Raw genomic sequence first — 18,787 nt, forward strand, 5'->3', positions numbered from 1 at the left:
ATGTTGGGAAAATGAATATAGGAAGCAGGTAAATAAATGATCCCATTAGTTTATGATCAAATTAATGGCTGGGGAAAAGACGATGAATTCTTCTTGGCACTTTTAAAGAAAGTAAATGTTAAAGAAATAGCAGATTTAGGTTGTGGAACAGGAAGGTTAACAACCCATTTTGCACAAGCTGGCTATCATATTACAGCTATTGACCCAAATGTAGATGCGATTGAAAAGGCGAAAAGTAAAGAGTTTGCAGACGAAGTGACTTGGATTGTTGGCGATAGCTCGAATTTACAACCAAATACGTTTGATGTTGTCATAATGACAGCGAATGTTGCACAAGTATTTCTTACAGACGAAAGTTGGCAGCAAGTCATTTCTAATGCACATCGAGCATTAAAACCTGGAGGACATTTTATTTTTGATACGCGTAACCCATTAGCAAAAGCGTGGGAACAATGGCAAAAAGATGTGACACCCGATGTTGCAAAGGATGAGGTAAGCGGCGACCCACTTGAAATTTGGACGGAATATGAAGGGTTTATAGGAGATGTATTTACGTTTTATGAAATCGTCAAAAATGCACGAACAGATGAAGTGTTAATTCATGAAAAAATGCAACTAAAGTTTCGAACACAAGAAGAAATCTATAAATCATTACAACAAGTAGGCTTTTCACAAATCCAAGTTTATGGTGATTGGGAGTTTGAACAAGCAACTGAAGAAACAAAATCATTTATTTTTCATAGTGTGAAATAATATAAGTGGGCTTTTCAAAATTAAACAACTTTTTAACAGCGTTCCATTTTGGAGTCGGTGTTACGCGCTAACATTTTTAAATGTAGTGTAGTGCTTTAGAAAACTAGTGAATATTACCGTATGAAAAAAGCCCTGTTTTTTTATTCGAAAACAGGGCTTTTTGGTTTTTTAAAAGACTTAGGGAAATGTATAAAATATACTCTCTTTTTTAAGAAAAGCACCGTTTATTTAATAAGGTTAATCAAAGATAAGGTTCAAATAATCTCCATGTCCTCTTATAAGTTCAACTTCATTTTCGGATGAAATCCAGAAGAAATGGAATGTTAATCCTTCTTCATCTCCTCCGCCTGTTGGTTGGTAATCCCATTCATCTGGAACACTTGATACAGATATTTTATAAAAAAACCTATTATGTATTGCACCGTCATCGTTCTCCCATAAATCTTCTGCAATTAAATTTTCAACATGAAAACTTCTCAACCCTGTTTCTTCTTCAATTTCTCTAATGACTGCATGATAAGTGTCTTCTTTGGGTTTTACTGTGCCTTTGGGTATCTGTATCCCTGCTTCAGTAATAGGATGTTGAAAGACTAATACCTGTGTTTTTCCTTCTTTAATTCTTGTTACATAACCATAGGCTTTTCTAATCGGTGTCAATAATATATTCCCCCATCACCTTCATATTTTCTCTACCTTTATTCAATAAATCTTCTTCGTTAATTCAATAACACTGGCTCTTGCTTTTCTTCTAACTTATACACTTCATCCCACTCTATTCCACAAGCAGCCGCATGTATTTTAGGGTCGTATTTCTGGCCACTTTTTAAAATTGTATAAATCAAATTTGCAATTTTACCACAAAGATGACCAATTGCCTTTTTCTTTATCATTCCTTCGTCAACTTTACGATCGTAATATGCTTTGAAGACGGTTGGTTTTCGTTTTCCATTCGCTAACATCATCATGGACATCTGATAAAGCACTCGACGTGCATCTCGAACACCACCATAGGTTTGTTTTGTTGAATGTACAGATGTTCCAGATTGAGAATTTTCAGCTGATACACCAAGGTATTTTTTGAATTCTTTATATGTATTAAAACGATCTATATCTCCAATAACACCGATTAAGGTACAGGCAATATTTTCACTGACAAAAGGAAAAGAAAGAAGTAACTCCGTATATGGATGTGGTTCAATTCCTTTTTCAGGGTCTCCTCTAAGAAGTGAATGGATTTCTACATCGATAAGTTGAATGCTTTCCTCAAGCCTCAAGGCTTCTTCAATTACCCATTTCTGCCTTCCTACTAGATGTTCTACTGGTACAGCCACTGTATGGGGCATAATTTCAGATAGTGTTTTAGCAGCCTTTTTCGCTACATTCTTAGCGCCTGCTTTAGAAATTGCCTTATACAATTCATCTTCCGATGATCCCTTCATGTGAAGACCCGAAGGGTATTCTAATACTAATTTCATTACTGAAGAAGTAGCCAATTTTTTAAATGCTTTATTTAAGTCTGGGTGTGTTACTTTTAATAATTGTTGAACTTGATTTTTTCTTCGAGTTAACTGAACGTTTAAATACCATCGATCTCGCATGACAGTCCGAAATAAGGATTGTAAGACAGTTTGAGGTCTTATTAAAGTAACTCCCTGCATGTGAGGATGGAGTTGTTTATGCCACCCCATATAGGACATTACTTTGGCATCCATTGAATCTGATTTTTCTGAGATACCTAAATTATTCTTACGAAATTCTCCAACTGCTTTATTCTCCACTTGAAAGAGTTGATATCCTTCGTTCAATAATACTTGCTGAACTAAATAGGAATAATGTCCACCAGTAGGTTCTAATAGGATTAAGAAATCATCTCTGTTGATAGTAAATTGATCTTCTATTTGTTTTAAAGCTTTTAAAAATTCTGCGATTCCTGCGCTATCAGAGTTAAATTTCATTGTTTTTGTTCGTTTCCAGGCAATTCCTTTGGGGTCTAAAAATGCATCAAATTTAATACAAGAAGCTACATGAAAACTAGCTCCAATATCTATACCAACATAAAATTGATAAAACTTACGAGTATCTTGACCTTTATTATCTGAATGATTCCCATAACTAAAAGGAGTAATCGTATTTTCCATGATTTCCTCTCCGAACAGTAAGCAGTATGATTATATCTGACCATCCAAGTTTCTGTTAGAGCTTAAGCCCAATGTAGCATGTTAGGATTATAACGCCAGATATTTAATCTCAGATTTAACAAAAGAGTCTAGATTCACTAGCTCCATACACTTTTAGAGTTTCAACTGCACACTATTCACTATATTGATTTTAAAATCTCTCTATATAGTCTATTGAGGAGGAGTATTCGACACTAACCATAATATTCCTTCTAAAAAAATAAAAAACCTGTCGAAATTGACAGGATAATCCGTTGTTTTATATTTAATTTAATGTGCAGTGCCGTCTTTCTAATTGAATGGAGTGCCTCACATCAATATTAGAGGTCTATGAATAATAGCCCCAGTCCAGTTAATGGTCGGAATCACCTAAAGGTCACTGCACAATTATATAATATCGTATCTAGTAAGATTAATAAACCAATGTCCCCAAACGACTTTCAAAGTTTCTATAAGAGAACTCACGTTTAAAATAAAGGTACATTGGTTCTTCTAAATTATATATTAATTATTCTTTTTATTCATTATTATTTAAATTGTAGCTATAGACTTAACTAAGTAGCATGTAGTCTATTAAAATAGTGTATTTTTTTCTTTAATCACTACAGAAACGACTTATTGTCCCTAATCACGTACTAAAAGAAGGCTGCCGAAACATTATCGACAGCCTACCATTAATAATCTTTCGTTCATGTTGCAAATTCGTTTAAACCGGGCACTCTTCTGGTCTTGCAGAATTAGCAACACACATACGGCATTTCCACAAGCACGTAGAACTAGCGATCGCACAAACTAGGCAAAATACGCATGAAATTGGGTTTAAGCAGCTAGCACAAGCCCCTAAGCATGAGTAGGCACTAACACATGACTGCCAAGAGCCACATCCAATACAGTCTGCCATACACGCTTTCCATTTCCCTTTAGAATCCAAAGGAACAATTACCGGTGTAGCTTCATTAATTACCACAACACCTTCATTTTTATAAAGCCTAATAAGAGTGTTTCCATTTTCACCAAACACTAGTGCTCCAATAACTTCATCTTTTTCCATAACATCAACGGTCCATGCCTGAATATAGTTTTTAGTAGATTGTTGTGATTCTTCATCAAAGGAATATTGCTCTACATTTAATACTTTTTGACTGTCTAGAGCTAAATCGTATCCTCCATTCTGAATAAAGGTAAGGATAGCATCATAATCCTCTGAGTCTTTAAATCTTTTAAACATTTGTGCAATTACATCTTTGTTGCTTTCAATTTTATTAAGTTGATACAACCAAACATCCTGAGCTTCCGTATACTGCAACTCAGCAGATTCACCATTATGAATTACAGTTTGAGTGTACTTAGTTCCCAAAATTTCGCCATCAGACTCTCTAAAAGATAAGTCTACTTGAACAGCTTGAAGATCATCGGAAAAACTTTTAATAGGGTGAGACACCTTCAAGTTCAGACCGAGTTTGCCGTTTAAACGTTGGTCGATCCGTTTTGCTACTTCCGATTTTTGAGCGACTGATAATTCAACAATTTGTTCCATATTAAAACCACCTTATTAAATATTTGAGTTTCGCAACTCATTTAATAAAGTGGTGGGAATGTTCTAGAAGTAAACCTATTCTCTACTGTGATAAATAAAAGCCTGGAAAATTTGAATGAGCATGAACACAAGAAAGCTTATGAACAAAGCTAAAGTTGCGGAATCTTTAAAAGCAGCAAGGCTATCACTTGAATAAAGAGAAATACTTAAATGAACAATTAAGTATAAATAAGATAAGCTTAAGGAGGTTTTTATCCTTCCAATAATAAACTGATCCATAACCACTTCTTTATTAAGCAAGCTGTTCCCTTTAATAGCGACAACAATATCCTTGATTAACACATAGGCACTGACTATTATGGCAGCTGAGAAAATAATCCCTCTAAAGTTGTCACCACTCTCAAAAGAGTTATATACGACAAAGGTAAACAATGCTACAAACACTAAGCTAACAAACATTTTTAAGATTCTTGGAACTCTCAAACTCATTTTGAAACATCTCCTTCTTCCTTAATGTAAAAAACTTCCTTGATATCCTTTCCCACTGCAATACTAATTGCATAAGCTACCTCAATTGATGGCGCATAACTTTTGTTTTCAATTGAAACAATCGTTTGACGATGAACAAGAGCCTTGTCTGCTAATTCTTGTTGTGTCATATCCATTAAAACGCGGTATTTCTTTACATTGTTATAAACAATAGGTCTTTTCATCCCTCATCACCTTTTTGTATATTATCTTATCCATGTTGTATATCATCCTATCCAATTTGTATATTATCATATACATAATGTATAGTAAACTATATATGTAAGTAAATGTTAAAAATGAGCAGAAAGTACTCTTTCCTTGTTTTTATGGCACAATATTCATGCCTTTGGAGGTTCCAAGCCACTTTTTAAAGGAATTAAACAGGTAATTAGCTCATGCTACCCGGCTTTCTTTATTGTAAAATGTTATTTATCTGATAAATAAAGCTTCCTTGCTCGGTTTCTAAGAAAAAGGTTCTGTAATTTGAATTTTCTCCCCCTAAGTCCTTCGTCTAAAACATCACTTTCTTCACAAGGAACCTTAGCTTCAACAGAGTAGTATCTGTGTAAGTATTATTGCGGAGGTGAGAAAATGACAGTAAAACAGATGACGATATTTGATATAAGTGATAATGAAATAATTAAAGATGCAATTCAGGAAAGTGAGTTACTTAAACAGCTGCAAGAAAAGGTAGCAGAGAAATCGCCAGAGAATGACTTATTACCTTATGATGTAGGTGATAGAGTATATATTCAACTTGGTTATACGGAAGATGAGGACTCGGAGAGTTACTATTACTTGAAAAAATGGTGGAAGAAGAAAGGGGTTATCCTAAAGGTCAATCTTAAGCCGAATCTTCAATATGAGGTAGACTTTGGGAATGAGGTCGCTATGGTTTATCATCATGAACTTTCAATAAGTCCTCCAGAAAAAGAATAGCGGTATGTGAACCCAGCGATTAGAATCCCTTGCTGCCATATTGGTTTCACAAGTCCTTATAAGTGTAATAGTGGTATAAGGATCTTATCAAACACATTATACGATTTAGAAGGGTGGAGCTAAATTGATCTTTAGAATAATACGCAATGTAATATTGGTATTAGTAACGCTATATTTAGCATTTTATTTAGGCTATGAAATCTTTGAAAGTTCAAAAATAGGGATAGGAATAATGCTGTTTGTACTATTTTTGACACTGTTCGCTACCTATAAATTAGTACAACAAAAAGAAAAAAAAACGAAAGATAATAACTGAAATATGAAAAGATAACTCAAGAAGTCTCATTCCTTATATGGACCAATTTGGTTGGTTCCTGGGGCAAAAGAGGCAAATGATTTCGTCCTGTGGGAGGGAGTTTGTTCCTGATCAAGGGGGAAGGTTTATGAGCTCCAGAAAACATTAAGAAGCGGCGAAACAGATAAATATATACCTGGAACCCAAAGTAAAAATTTAATGGTTTTGATAGATTCAAAGGGAGGAAGTTTATTGTTATATCATCCGAAATGGAGCAAATCGAAGAAACGTTTAATGAGTTTTATATGCGATTCTTTGCATTCAAGAGTAGATTTTAAAGTGATTAATTATCGAAAAGCACACGACCAGTTAGGTAGAACTGTCATAACTGTTGATAAAGTAGAAATGTTGAATATGTGTACAATTACTGCTGAAAGAGAAGAATATTATAGAGAACGAGATATTCGTATTCAATTAGACGATTTTAGTTATGATAATATACTTAATAATCGAGCAATCCAGGAACAAGCTCAAGAACAATTAAAAATGGAAGGTATTTATGCACAATTTGATTTCTTTTCTGCTTTGGAAGAATATTTTAATTCACCAATTGAAATATCTTTAAAGTCGAATGATATGTTAATAAAAATATTGTGTATTTTGGACCGTCGTGTAGGGAAAAGAACTTTACGTAAAATGAAAGAATCTATTTCAGAAGAAAAAACATTAGTTCAGGATTTTTATAAATTACGTTGTGACGCAGAAAATATACATAGTAGCGAATAAACTAAAAGAACTTCCATAAAACAGGTAGTTCTTTTTCTATGCCTTATCAAAATTGAACTTTAACAAGCCTTATGTTTAATTGACAGAGCTGACTTTACAGTTAATTCACACTTGTAAATTAACTGGTTTATATTTTTTTTGAAAATACCTCTTTAAATGCTAAGGGAGGTGCGAATATGGAAATAAATATTGCACAAATCATAAGTATTATGGGGAACTTTGGTTTTCCCGTAGCGATCGCAATATACTTATTAATCAGATTCGAAAAACGTATCGAAAGTTTAACCACGGCAATTACAGAACTTCAAAAAATCATAAAAAAAATTTAGTTGTCCAACATATATTAACCTTAAGGAGAGTGAATTCTTTATTCACTCTTTTTCCTGTAGTATACTTAAATTTTCACCTTAATCGTAACCTTTCTGGGTTTCCCACCAGGGGGAAAATCCCCCACAATATGCATTACACAAATATGAGTAGGCTATACATACAGCATGGGTACTAATCTATTTCATTATATAATTCACCTACCCAAACATTTAGAAAATGTTTATTACTGATGCTTTTTATATTTCTTAAATATTTGATTCTGCTGCAAACTGAAGACCTTTCTCTTGATGACACGATCTTCTAAAATATAGCCTTCTTGTTTGAAGCTAAAAAAATCCCCTTTGGAGTTAATAATCAAGTGATCGATTAATGGAATCTCAAGGACTAATCCCGCTTTTAGCAAGGATTCTGTTATATTGAAATCTTCTTTTGATGGTTTTATGTCGCTGGAAGGGTGGTTGTGCGCTACAATAAAGCTCCTTGCGTTATTTAGGATGCATGCTTTGAAGATTTCGCGAGGTGAAACGGCAACAGTGGAAAGGGTACCTAAATGACTTCTATGTACGGCAATAACGTCATTTCTGGTGTTGAGGCAAATAACGAGAAAAACCTCTCTATCATCATCCCCTATAAAGTGATGGGCAACATCTTTTACATCCCATGGATTACAAACTCTTCTTTCAAATCTTCTATCTTTCACTTCTATAATGACTTGCTTGATTCTTGAAACTTCATAAATGGTTTCCATTAGGCGTGCTCTTTTCTGTTTGGATTTGTTGAATTAATCATAAATCCATTACCTATTAATGTATATAATTAGGAAGATTTAGACATTAAATATTCACATATTCCTAAACAATATACATAGGACAAGTAATCCTTCTCATATGCGGCTTCTTTTTGTACAAACGGGGCAGCATTCCTCCTGTATTGTGGAGTAATGGGGATGATCTTAAAATATCTGAAAAAGTAGGTATCTGACAAGTGAAGGTTTAACTTAGGAACAGTTGCAGTTAGTTAGGAGGACGGTATCAAATCAATATATATACTTGGAACCTAAAATAAAATGTAAAAGGAAATTTAGAAATTTCACCTCTAAGCAAATGCTTCGAATCCATCTTTTGTTGAATTCAATGAAAGTCATTAATTTCATTGAATTTAATATTTATTATGTGGTATCCCAAAAAGCCGAGTTTTTCTACCGTGACCCCTTAGTACAATTTTCATTTTTTGTCGGGTAGGACATGATATATATAGATAGATAGATATCATTTAAAATGACATATTTGATATATCGAGTGATACGCTCAGTCAGTGTGATGTTTTTAAGGACCTTTACCTGTCAAGATTACAGGAAGGCTGCACACATTCAAAAAAAATGGTCGTAATGACAAATGAAAGCAAAAGAGGGACTCATTTAAGTCCCTCTTTCTTGGCCTGTCTATTCAACCAAACCTTCAAAAATGGCCTTTCTTAGCCCAGAAGCTTATATTCTATTTTTTTATGTTGATCTTTGTAAATTCTTTAATAAACTATATGCAATTTTATTTCTATTCATAAAAATTTCTTCAATTGGTAAAATAAAATGGGATGAAATAGAAGTTGTATCAACTAATAACGGTTTATCGTAAATAAGATTTATTTTGAATTTTTTAGTTGTAATTAAATAATCATTCGAATTTATTGCATTTAAGAAATCAAAGTAAACCTCTTGCCCATTCTCACTTTCAAATAGCCTTTCTATAGCTATCTTCCCATGGAAACCTCCCCACCAGGATAGGAGTAATTTAACACTTTCAGGAATTCCATCGATATTATTACTAAAAAGCTGTTTATATATACTTGAATCTTGTTCTAATATTCCGTTGTGATCATAACCACTTTGCTCATTTTTATAAGTGATTTCGGACCATATTTCTTTAAACTTACTTTCAAATTTTTCTTCCTTTAGAACTCCCCAATAACAATTCGTATAATACAAATTAACGCATTCATAAACATTTTAAAAAGTGTCCAAACCCTTGGTATATAATGGGTTGGACATTTTTTTAATTAATCATATTTAGCATTAAGAAGGATTAACGCTTATTTTTGAACAAGTTTAATGGTTCTTTCTCTCTGTAATATTTACGGTAATTATAAGGATTTTAATAACCATCTTATGTATCCTTTTATTTAGCTGCAACCGATAATCAAAGTTCCCATTTGATGTGGTGGCTTTCATTTATTCACTAAAAGTTTAGTGAAAGAATTGCTTAACTAATCGCATTGTGTGCTATTTAGACGAGAGTGTAGGGTTTCTCTTTTGGTATTTTTCGTTCTGGTGAGCGAACCTCATTTCCCAATTAGCTTTTACACTGGCAAATGGATTTACTTTTGTGAAGTAATACCATACATTGGCATGCACCTCGAAGGTTTGCTATCTTGTGTGAACTGCCCCTGCCTATTGAGGTTGGATAAAATCAATTTATGTTTTAAATATAATAATTTCTTTAATCATAGCAATTATACAATAGCAAATATGATAGTTACATGGCTTTTGTGAAAGTTTATATAAACTTTTTGATAACTATCGTGATTAATACAGTCGCCATCGCTTTAGGCCACATTAAGGTTCCCTATACTTGAGACCTATTTGTTCTCCTTAATACCTCTATTACGTATTGATGATTCAGCTTTTGGCATGGATATTGCATGTGTTATTTAAAGTAATGTATTAAAAGAAAGGAGAGAACAGATGTAAAGATATGCAGCAACAATAACGATTTGAACAAGTTGCGATTTTAACAGATCGTGTCAGTGGCAACCAACCAAGTTCTGAATGTTTTCGTCGGACTCCCCGTTGGATAATTCAAGAGGTAAATCATTATGATTACAGTTACCGGCAGAGATCTTTTTGCAACAAAACAACTAATTTGTTCTAGTTACTAAGAATTTAGTTGTGAACCTAACAAATATAGTTCTGGGATGAATATGACTTAAAATTATTTAGTGTAAAAGAAAAAAGAGAATACGTATTTGGGAGATAAACAGAAATCAGAATTTTCAAAATAACAAATACGCTGTTTGATAAAAAAGGAGGAAAAAAGGGATGAAAAGTCAAAGGGAAGACCATTCCATCTATGACCCAACGACCGGCACAATTTTCGGTGCATTAGTTAAAGGAACAGACCTCATGCAAGGTATTATCCGAGAATATGAAAAGTACAGCGCTGAATCTGGTGTGGTCACCTTTATAGGGTCTGTATCACAGGCAGGCTATGTCTATCCGGCGGAGAGACCAGATGGGAGCTTATGCTATTGTGATCCCATTGAAAGAGAGGGTCCCTTTGGAATTTTAAGTGGAACTGGCTTTCTAAGCAAAAATGAAAGCGGAAACACCGATTTGCACATGCATGCAGTATTTTTTGGGAAGCAGGGAATTGTCTTCGGAGGACATCTTATTTCTGGAAAAAATCCCGTATGCGTAACGGTGGAGTTTAGCATTCAAGTTGGAAATAACATAATGGCTATACGTTCATTTAATGAAGACCTTGGTTTTCCAACGATCAATTTCAAATAGGAGGGATACTGCATGGAAACACTAGGTGCAATATACCGAAAAACTTTTGGTAACTTTTCTGATTCTATTGCTGTGTGCGACGAGTATACAAGCTATACGTATGCACAGCTAAAAGAACGTTCCTTTCGTTTAGCCAACGCCTTGATTTCCTTTGGTCTTAAAAAAGGGGATCGAGTAGCCATCCTGGCATCCAATCGGATAGAGCATATTGAATTGGAAGTGGCAGCTGCTCTCGCAGGGCTCATTAAAGTCCCACTTAATTATCGTCTGCATCCAAGGGAGCATGAATATATGCTCCAACATTCAGGAGCCAGTATTTTATTAGGAGAGGACAATTTAATTGAGATCATTGATGTTGAAATTCCAACCATCAGATTCGGAATAGAATATGAATCATGGATTGCAGACTTTCCGGATATCGATCCAAATGTTGAGATTAATGAGGACGATGTAATCACAATTATGTACACCTCAGGAACAACTGGCAGACCCAAAGGAGCGATGCAAACACATCGCAACTGGATTTCCTGTACATTATCCTTAATTAAAGCAAGTGATATGTCTGATGATGATGTGGTTGGACATGTAGCACCTTTGACTCACGGAAGCCTGGCTATGGCTTATAGTGCCTTATTCTTGGGGATCAAACAGATTATATTTAATAAGTTTGAACCACAACAATTTTTGGAAGCAATCGAAAGTGAACGAATAACCGCCGTCTTTCTCGTACCTACCATGGTTAATCTAATGATTCACGAAGAGAGCTTATCAAAAAGAGATCTTAGCTCATTGAGAACAATAAATATGGCAGGTGCCCCGATGGCCGCTGAAAAGATAAAATTAGCGATAGATCTTTTGGGTCCAATTATTCTTGAAACCTATGGGCAAGCGGAGGCACCTTTGACAATTACGGTTATGCCAAAGGACGAATTAAAAGACTGGCCTTCGTCGTGTGGAAAAGTCGGAATATTTACAGAAATGAAAATTGTAGATAAATATGGTCAAGAAGTACCTGCCGGAACAATTGGTGAAATTATCTGTAATGGTTCATTGGTAATGAAAGGGTATTGGAATAACCCGAAAGCAACCTCAGAAACAATCAAGGATGGTTGGCTTTACACCGGTGATCTCGGATGGGTAGATGAAAAAGGCTATCTTCATATCGTCGATCGGTCGAAAGATGTCATTATTAGCGGTGGAGCGAATATTTATCCTCGAGAAGTAGAAGAGGTGTTAAATCTACATCCTGGTGTTAAAGAAACATGTGTATTTGGTATTCCAGATGAAAAATGGGGTGAATCTGTTTGCGCCTATATTGTGCCTAGGAATCAACAAACGGTATCAGAGCAGGAACTTATTGATTTGTGTAAAAATCACTTGGCAAGCTTTAAAAAGCCAAAGAAAATCTGTATTATGGACTGCCTACCTAAAAATTCGTATGGAAAAATATTACGCAAAGAAATTCGAGACTCTTACTGGGGGAGTAGAATATGAGAAATGTTTCAGTAACGGGAACCGGCATGACCAAATTTGGAAGGCATGAAGCCTCTCTAAAATCACTTGCTTTAACGGCTAGTCGTGAAGCCTTGCTTGATGCGGGAACTCCAAAAGTCGATGCTATTTATGTGGGGAATTTTTCGGGCGGAAGGTTAGCGGGGCAGGAAATTCTCGGATCTGTCTTAGCGAGAGAATTAGGGTTAGGCCCCATCCCCGCCGCCAAAATGGAAGGAGCTTGTGCATCTGGTGGAATTGCATTTCGTCAGGCTTATCATATGGTATCTGCTGGCATCTACGATACGGTATTGGTTGTAGGAGTAGAGAAAATGACCCATGCTCCAACAAATGTAGTAACGGAAGCGCTAAATGTGGGGATGGACAATGACTCCAATGAAGGGATATCAGGTTTAACTTTTCCTGGATTTTTTGGGGTGGTTGCCAACCGGTACATGTATGAGTTTGGTGCAGGTGTAGAACATCTGTCTATGGTATCTTTGAAAAACCGGGAATATGCATTGAATAACCCGAAAGCACAGTTCGGAAAAGCAACGAGCTTAGAAGAAATTATGCAGGCGCGTCCGATTACCGCTCCTCTAGGGCTATTCCATTGCTCCCCGATTACGGATGGAGCTGCCGCTGTCGTGGTTACCGCTAGAGATAAGGGAGTTAAGGTGCTTGCATCTAGTCAAGCTTCCGGACCACCGCTCATGCAAGATATTCCAGACTTATTAAGTATTGGGGCTATTCAAGAATCCGCACATCAAGCCTATAAGCAGGCAGGGCTAGGTCCAAGCGACATTGATGTTGTAGAACTTCATGATTGTTTTGCGATTACTGAAATTTTAGCTATTGAAGACTTAGGCTTTTTTGAAAAGGGGACTGGATGGAAAGCTGTTGAAGATGGTTTAACCAAGCATGGGGGACAGGTGCCTGTCAATACTGGTGGTGGATTACTGTCACGCGGTCATCCGATTGGAGCAACTGGAGTATGCCAAATTGCGCAAATTGTAAATCAACTCAAAGGAAGTGCAGTTAATCAAGTCGAAGGAGCAAGAATTGGATTAGCCCAGAATCTTGGAGGTACAGGGGCATATTCAACTGTCCACATTTTTGAAGGGAAGGGTCTGTAATGGTGGAAATGACATTATTATCATGTGTAGGTTGTAAAGAGAACTTTAATCCCCCTAAATATATTTGTCCACATTGCTATAGTGAAGAATTAATAGAAAAAAAGGTAAGTGGAATAGGGCAGATTTATTCTTATACCACGATCTATGCTGCACCAGAAAGGCTTGCTGCTGATGCTCCTTATCATATCATTTTAGTAGACTTAGATGAAGGGTTACGCGTCACAGCTCGTCTTATTAATGGTGAACCAACCATAAATCAAAAAGTTAAAATTTATAAGTTTGAGGATTCCGTTTATTGGTTTGAATCCATCTAGGTCATTTGAATTTTTTGTAGAATGGAGGATTAAATATGACAAATCGATTAGAGAATAAGGTTGCTCTTGTCTTTGGAGCAGGATCAGTTGGGGAAGGATGGGGAAATGGCAAAGCCGCTGCAGTTGCTTATGCACGTGAAGGTGCAAAAGTCATGGTCGTAGACTTACATGCTAAAGCTGCGGAACAAACGTGCCAAATTATTCTTAATGAAAATGGGGTCTGTTCTTATCGAACAGCAAATGTGACAAACTCCGTTGAAGTTCAAAAAGTCATTACAGACACTATTCAGGAGTTTGGTCAAATTGATATTCTTCATAACAATGTAGGATTAGCTCAAATGGGAGGAATCGTCGATCTACCTGAGGAGGATTGGGAAAAGACGATTAACGTAAATCTGAAAAGTGTCTACCTCACCATGAAGTGTGTTTTACCACACATGGCGGAAAGAAAAACAGGTTCCATTATTAATATTTCTTCTCTTGCAAGTATCCGTTTTACAGGCTATTCATACCCGGCATATAGTGCTGCAAAAGCTGCAGTGAATCATCTAACATCCGTCACAGCGCTTGAATATGCCTCCCAGGGAATTCGAGTGAATGCGATCTTACCGGGACTGGTTGACACCCCGTTAATTTATAAGGACATTGCTGGTCAATATGATAGTGTGGATGAAATGGTAGCGGCTCGAAGCGCTAGTTGTCCTATGGGGCGCATGGGAACAGCCTGGGATATTGCCCATGCATCTGTCTTTCTTGCCTCAGACGAGGCCAATTTTATCACGGGTGTTTGTTTGCCTGTTGATGGGGGGCACTCTATTCGTAGTTAATAATTATCTCGTTTGGTAGGAATATTTTTTGGAGGCTTAGTTTTGCCTCCAAACTAAAAATCTTATTTTCTTTTACTTTAGTGTTAGAAAAAACTCTCTTTACTGATATATATTGAAATTCAAAATTTAGAACGAAATTTGGGGACTTCTTGACGGTTATTATATCTAGGCGGGATTTATAGTTGGATCCTTACTCCGACAGAATCAGTAGATGATGTTCTGCTTTTTTTATTGTATTAATCTTGATTACATATGTTCAAATCATTACACATTTTCACCAGATTTATTGGGGATAAATGGAATGTAGTACGATAAAGAGAAATGAAAATAACGTAGATAGTAACCGGAGTTTCAAGAAGCATTGGTGCTACATGAGCAAAAACACTTGCTAGAGAATGTGTGTATGTTGTTTACGTGAATTCATTAGTGAGTGAAGAAACATGGAAAGAAATTGCTAAGATTAATCCAAAAATCAGAGCAATCTCTTTCATATACCGCTTTATCTCGCTTTCCTATTTTGGGAGGGCAAGATAAGGGGTTATCTGATACTCTAATAATTTTGAAATATATATAACTAAAATATTGGGGGGATTCTATCTACCCCGTTTTTTTGAAAAGTAAGATTGAAATATAGCTTAGTTTTTAGGTTCACCGACCATATCATCTTAGCTAGTAATACGTCTTATCTTCCCATTACAGAGATTGCTACAGTAACCAAGCGACCAGAATAAGTAATCGTTATGCATTTTATGAATCTGTACCAGTCATCGAAGGGCCCACTAACGTTGCTGACTTTATTGGTTTGGAAACTTGCTTATATATTAAGGAAGTATTATATGAGGGTAGGGATTCAAAATACCGACCTTGCCTGTTACTTCGCAAATATGTGAAGGCTAGGTGGTTAGGAAAGAAATCCGGAAGAGGATTCTATGTTTATGAATAGTCCCTGTTTAATATGGCAAGGTACGCAAATTCAAGAAGTAATAGGTATTAAATTAAGGAAGGTTCCTCTACATGACAAATGACTGAGCGTTCGCTCATAAATGTTAAATAAAGATAATTAATGAAAACAATTAAAGTCATCTTTAGAAAGGAACAACGATATGGAACTTCAAAAAGTAAAGATGTGGGTTGAAAAACAAAGAGACAGCCTATATATAGAAATCGTTAACATTTAAATCTTGTCCGCAGAGGCTCTTATATAGGCTTTTGGAAAATATTCCTTTAATACTATACCGATTAAAACAGAAAGATGTCTATCCAAGTCAGGAGAATAATTATAATGAAAGACTACTTGAGGAACAACGTGTTTTACCAAATGTAATCAAAGTCAAAAATGGTATTCCCACTGTGATTGAGTGGAACGGACAAAGATATATTTTTAAACCACTCCAATCAATTTAAAACAGGATTGAAAATTCGCCACTAAAAAGTGCCAAACTTACCTTTAAATGATACTCGCTCCAATTGAAATTATGGTAAAGGATGGTTAGTTATCCATTAGGAGGTTTCTGCTTTGAAAATTAAAGGAGTTATATATAAGAAGAGAGCCTATGTAGATCGTGAAAAGCCAAACGTTACCACTATTTTGTTTATTGAATTAGAGGAGAAAATCGACATAAATGGTGAGACGATTAGGATTATTCCAATCCTAAGTTCTAATCCATCCAGCTACTGTGTCGGAGAGCAGATAGAAGTGAATGGGGAAGTAAGGTTCGAATGTATTTGGACATCAACAGGAAAACTTAGTTTTTCGCAAATACCTGTTATCCGAGGCGCTATTTAGTTAACCAGAATATTTCAGTGTTTACAGTAAAGAAGGTTTACCAATGTTATCATTACTTAATTTTTTTCCCTGATGGCTGTCACCTCTTATGCCGTTTACCTGTTTATCCTGTCGTATACAGCCGCGATCTGTTTGGGAAGTTCGGTAAGAGAGCGGCTTATGAACCGAATCTGAAAGAACGAATCAATACGTATAGGTGAATGGGTTAGGATAGAGAAAATTGTTTCTAGAAAAAAAAGCGGATGTATGCACTTGATTCTGTTTCATGGCTTCATGTTCATCCAAGTGGGACTGATCGAACTGATTAACAAGGGATTGATTAAAGGGTACTTGACATGAAGAAATTGTATGAAGGCTTCGACCTCTGTCACCAGTCCACCAGTGTGTCGATGACGATCAATGGTCCGGCACCGATCATTCTTGCGATGTTTATGAATACAGCTATCCATCAGCAGGTTGAAAAGTTTATCGAGAAAAACGGGAGGCAGCCAAGCCGGGACGAGTTGGAACAAATTAAGGCATGGACCTTGCAAACGGTAAGAGGTACTGTGCAAGCGGATATCTTGAAAGAGGATCAAGGGCAAAATACGTGTATTTTCTCGACGGAGTTTGCACTTAAGATGATGGGGGACATACAACAGTACTTTATTGATCATAAGGTGCGCAATTACTATTCCGTAAGTATTAGTGGCTATCATATTGCCGAAGCGGGAGCTAACCCCATTTCCCAGTTAGCTTTTACTCTGGCGAATGGATTTACGTTTGTGGAGTATTACCTTAGCCGTTGTATGCACATCGATGATTTTGCTCCAAATCTTTCTTATTTCTTCAGTAACGGATTAGATCCGGAATATACGGTGATGGGCCGTGTCGCCCGTCGAATTTGGGCTACGGTCATCAAAAATAAATATGGCGGAAACGAACGCAGCCAAAAGCTGAAGTACCATATCCAAACCTCCGGTCGTTCCTTGCATGCACAAGAGATGGATTTCAATGACATCCGGACAACCTTGCAGGCCTTAATTGCGATCTATGACAATTGTAACTCCTTGCATACCAATGCTTATGATGAAGCGATCACGACACCGACGGAGAACTCCGTACGCCGGGCCATGGCGATCCAAATGATCATCAATAAAGAATTAGGCTTGGCGAAGAACGAAAATCCGCTTCAAGGGTCTTTTATCATTGATGAGTTAACCGATCTGGTGGAAGAAGCAGTATTGGCCGAATTCCAACGCATCCACGATCGTGGAGGGGTACTCGGAGCGATGGAAACACAATATCAGCGAGGGAAAATTCAAGAAGAATCCATGTATTACGAACATAAGAAGCACTCTGGGGAATTGCCGATTATTGGAGTCAATACGTTTATTAATCCGAATGCAGATGAAAATGCTTATGAGATCGAGTTGGCCCGTTCGACGGAAGAAGAAAAGCAAACCCAGATTCGAAATCTTCAAGATTTCTGGAAGAGAAACGAGGCGGAATGTCCAGCTGCCCTAGATCGTCTCAAGCAAGTTGCTCTTCAAAATGGAAATATCTTTGAAGAGTTGATTGAATGCGTGAAGGTGGCATCTCTTGGACAAATCACCACCGCTCTCTATGAAGTGGGCGGACAGTATAGACGGAATATGTAGGGTTTAGCCTGTTTGAATTACTTAATGAAGAAAACTGCTACCCTTGTCCACAATGGAGGAGATATAGGAGACAAGCCTTGTTTACGGAGAACGTGTTTCTAAGCTATCTCAATGGGTCAAGGCATATGGGACTCGTGATGAAGCCAACTCGATGATTGGGTTGGCTCTTTCTTTACTTCCTAAGGAAAAATAATGGACGTTTTGTAATCCCAACCAAGCTGTTTCGTGTAGGGTAGAATTGGCGAACGAGTTAGATGGAAAATTGTGATAAGGATGTTTGTTTCTTAGAAGAACAAATTGATCAGATAGAGGTTGTTTTACCGCCCTTGGTTAATTTTACCTTACCTAGAGGACACCCCGCAGGATCCCAAATTCACTTGTAAAGGACCATTCTATGCCGAGCAAAGAGAACCGCTGTAGAGATTCAAAAAGAGGATAACATTAACCTTAATGGTAAAGCTTGTTTCATTGGTGCCTACCCGTTAATTGGGGCAGTAGCAAAGAGTATCTACAATGTGCCAACTCAAAAATAATGAAAAAGAGATAAACCTTCTGAGTTAGGATCGTTAATCTTATGTTCATTAACGATAGCTATAATGCTATATCATAAATGCAATTATATGGCGTTTGTGATCATTTATTTAAAATATTTGATTACTATGGTGATTTATAGTGTGGCAATG

18 protein-coding genes and 3 pseudogenes are annotated in these 18,787 nt (G+C 36.4%); 14 read left to right on the plus strand and 7 right to left on the minus strand.

Going from position 1 to position 18,787, the window contains the following annotated elements; all coding sequences use genetic code 11:
* Positions 1-36: 36 nt before the first annotated feature.
* Complete coding sequence (locus tag AC0VZ9_RS28415; protein ID WP_159866845.1) at positions 37-753, plus strand: class I SAM-dependent methyltransferase; 717 nt, start codon at positions 37-39, stop codon at positions 751-753.
* Positions 754-990: 237 nt separating this feature from the next.
* On the opposite strand, the gene AC0VZ9_RS28420 is transcribed toward AC0VZ9_RS28415, so the two are convergent.
* The 5 genes from AC0VZ9_RS28420 to AC0VZ9_RS28440 form a co-directional block, all read right to left on the minus strand.
* On the minus strand, positions 991-1,410 hold the full coding sequence (locus AC0VZ9_RS28420) for an NUDIX hydrolase (RefSeq protein ID WP_098799151.1): 420 nt from the start codon (positions 1,408-1,410) through the stop codon (positions 991-993).
* Positions 1,411-1,469: 59 nt separating this feature from the next.
* Entirely contained in the window at positions 1,470-2,891 is a 1,422-nt protein-coding gene (locus tag AC0VZ9_RS28425; protein ID WP_098799150.1) for an IS110 family transposase, read from the minus strand.
* Positions 2,892-3,636: 745 nt separating this feature from the next.
* Positions 3,637-4,467, minus strand: coding sequence for a hypothetical protein (locus tag AC0VZ9_RS28430; RefSeq protein ID WP_159866848.1), 831 nt, complete (start codon positions 4,465-4,467; stop codon positions 3,637-3,639).
* Positions 4,468-4,542: 75 nt separating this feature from the next.
* Entirely contained in the window at positions 4,543-4,956 is a 414-nt protein-coding gene (locus AC0VZ9_RS28435; protein ID WP_159866851.1) for a hypothetical protein, read from the minus strand.
* Positions 4,953-5,180, minus strand: coding sequence for a helix-turn-helix transcriptional regulator (locus tag AC0VZ9_RS28440; RefSeq protein WP_159866854.1), 228 nt, complete (start codon positions 5,178-5,180; stop codon positions 4,953-4,955). Before AC0VZ9_RS28440 ends, AC0VZ9_RS28435 begins: the two co-directional genes overlap by 4 nt.
* A 409-nt stretch (positions 5,181-5,589) precedes the next feature.
* Between AC0VZ9_RS28440 and AC0VZ9_RS28445 the strand changes: the two genes are divergently transcribed.
* From AC0VZ9_RS28445 to AC0VZ9_RS28455, 3 genes are all read left to right on the plus strand, one after another.
* Positions 5,590-5,937 carry a hypothetical protein gene (locus tag AC0VZ9_RS28445; protein ID WP_159866857.1) on the plus strand — a complete coding sequence of 116 codons (348 nt, stop codon included), beginning with the start codon at positions 5,590-5,592 and terminating at the stop codon, positions 5,935-5,937.
* Between the two features lie 547 nt (positions 5,938-6,484).
* Positions 6,485-7,018 carry an SF0329 family protein gene (locus AC0VZ9_RS28450; RefSeq protein WP_159866860.1) on the plus strand — a complete coding sequence of 178 codons (534 nt, stop codon included), beginning with the start codon at positions 6,485-6,487 and terminating at the stop codon, positions 7,016-7,018.
* A 176-nt stretch (positions 7,019-7,194) separates the two neighbouring features.
* Positions 7,195-7,347, plus strand: a complete 153-nt coding sequence (locus tag AC0VZ9_RS28455) for a YvrJ family protein (RefSeq protein WP_159866863.1) — start codon at positions 7,195-7,197, stop codon at positions 7,345-7,347.
* A gap of 224 nt (positions 7,348-7,571) precedes the next feature.
* Here AC0VZ9_RS28455 and AC0VZ9_RS28460 read toward each other — a convergent pair whose 3' ends face one another.
* A complete protein-coding gene (locus tag AC0VZ9_RS28460; protein WP_159866866.1) occupies positions 7,572-8,096 on the minus strand; it encodes a JAB domain-containing protein in 525 nt (174 codons plus the stop codon).
* 753 nt (positions 8,097-8,849) lie between these two features.
* Positions 8,850-9,329, minus strand: a complete 480-nt coding sequence (locus tag AC0VZ9_RS28465) for a hypothetical protein (protein WP_159866869.1) — start codon at positions 9,327-9,329, stop codon at positions 8,850-8,852.
* Positions 9,330-10,439: 1,110 nt separating this feature from the next.
* Between AC0VZ9_RS28465 and AC0VZ9_RS28470 the strand changes: the two genes are divergently transcribed.
* From AC0VZ9_RS28470 to AC0VZ9_RS28515, 10 genes and pseudogenes are all read left to right on the plus strand, one after another.
* On the plus strand, positions 10,440-10,910 hold the full coding sequence (locus AC0VZ9_RS28470) for a PPC domain-containing DNA-binding protein (protein ID WP_251284684.1): 471 nt from the start codon (positions 10,440-10,442) through the stop codon (positions 10,908-10,910).
* A 12-nt stretch (positions 10,911-10,922) separates the two neighbouring features.
* Positions 10,923-12,404 (plus strand): class I adenylate-forming enzyme family protein, encoded by a 1,482-nt coding sequence (locus tag AC0VZ9_RS28475; RefSeq protein ID WP_159866875.1) that lies wholly within the window; start codon positions 10,923-10,925, stop codon positions 12,402-12,404.
* Positions 12,401-13,537, plus strand: coding sequence for a thiolase C-terminal domain-containing protein (locus AC0VZ9_RS28480; RefSeq protein ID WP_159866878.1), 1,137 nt, complete (start codon positions 12,401-12,403; stop codon positions 13,535-13,537). The genes AC0VZ9_RS28475 and AC0VZ9_RS28480 overlap by 4 nt, the downstream gene beginning before the upstream one ends.
* Complete coding sequence (locus AC0VZ9_RS28485; protein WP_159866881.1) at positions 13,537-13,851, plus strand: Zn-ribbon domain-containing OB-fold protein; 315 nt, start codon at positions 13,537-13,539, stop codon at positions 13,849-13,851. The genes AC0VZ9_RS28480 and AC0VZ9_RS28485 overlap by 1 nt, the downstream gene beginning before the upstream one ends.
* A 35-nt stretch (positions 13,852-13,886) precedes the next feature.
* Positions 13,887-14,678 (plus strand): SDR family NAD(P)-dependent oxidoreductase, encoded by a 792-nt coding sequence (locus AC0VZ9_RS28490; RefSeq protein ID WP_159866884.1) that lies wholly within the window; start codon positions 13,887-13,889, stop codon positions 14,676-14,678.
* Between the two features lie 653 nt (positions 14,679-15,331).
* Positions 15,332-15,621: pseudogene (locus AC0VZ9_RS28495) on the plus strand (3-hydroxyacyl-CoA dehydrogenase family protein); the annotation flags it as partial.
* A 573-nt stretch (positions 15,622-16,194) separates the two neighbouring features.
* Positions 16,195-16,464 (plus strand): hypothetical protein, encoded by a 270-nt coding sequence (locus AC0VZ9_RS28500; protein ID WP_159866887.1) that lies wholly within the window; start codon positions 16,195-16,197, stop codon positions 16,462-16,464.
* Positions 16,465-16,796: 332 nt separating this feature from the next.
* Positions 16,797-18,104, plus strand: a pseudogene (locus AC0VZ9_RS28505) (methylmalonyl-CoA mutase family protein); the annotation flags it as partial.
* 121 nt (positions 18,105-18,225) lie between these two features.
* Positions 18,226-18,297, plus strand: a pseudogene (locus AC0VZ9_RS28510) (cob(I)yrinic acid a,c-diamide adenosyltransferase); the annotation flags it as partial.
* 61 nt (positions 18,298-18,358) lie between these two features.
* The gene (locus AC0VZ9_RS28515; RefSeq protein ID WP_159866890.1) at positions 18,359-18,487 is read left to right on the plus strand and encodes an ATP:cob(I)alamin adenosyltransferase; all 129 of its coding nucleotides are present in this window, start codon (positions 18,359-18,361) and stop codon (positions 18,485-18,487) included.
* Positions 18,488-18,787 lie beyond the last annotated feature (300 nt).

This window comes from Cytobacillus sp. QJM3NY_8, assembly GCF_056173585.1.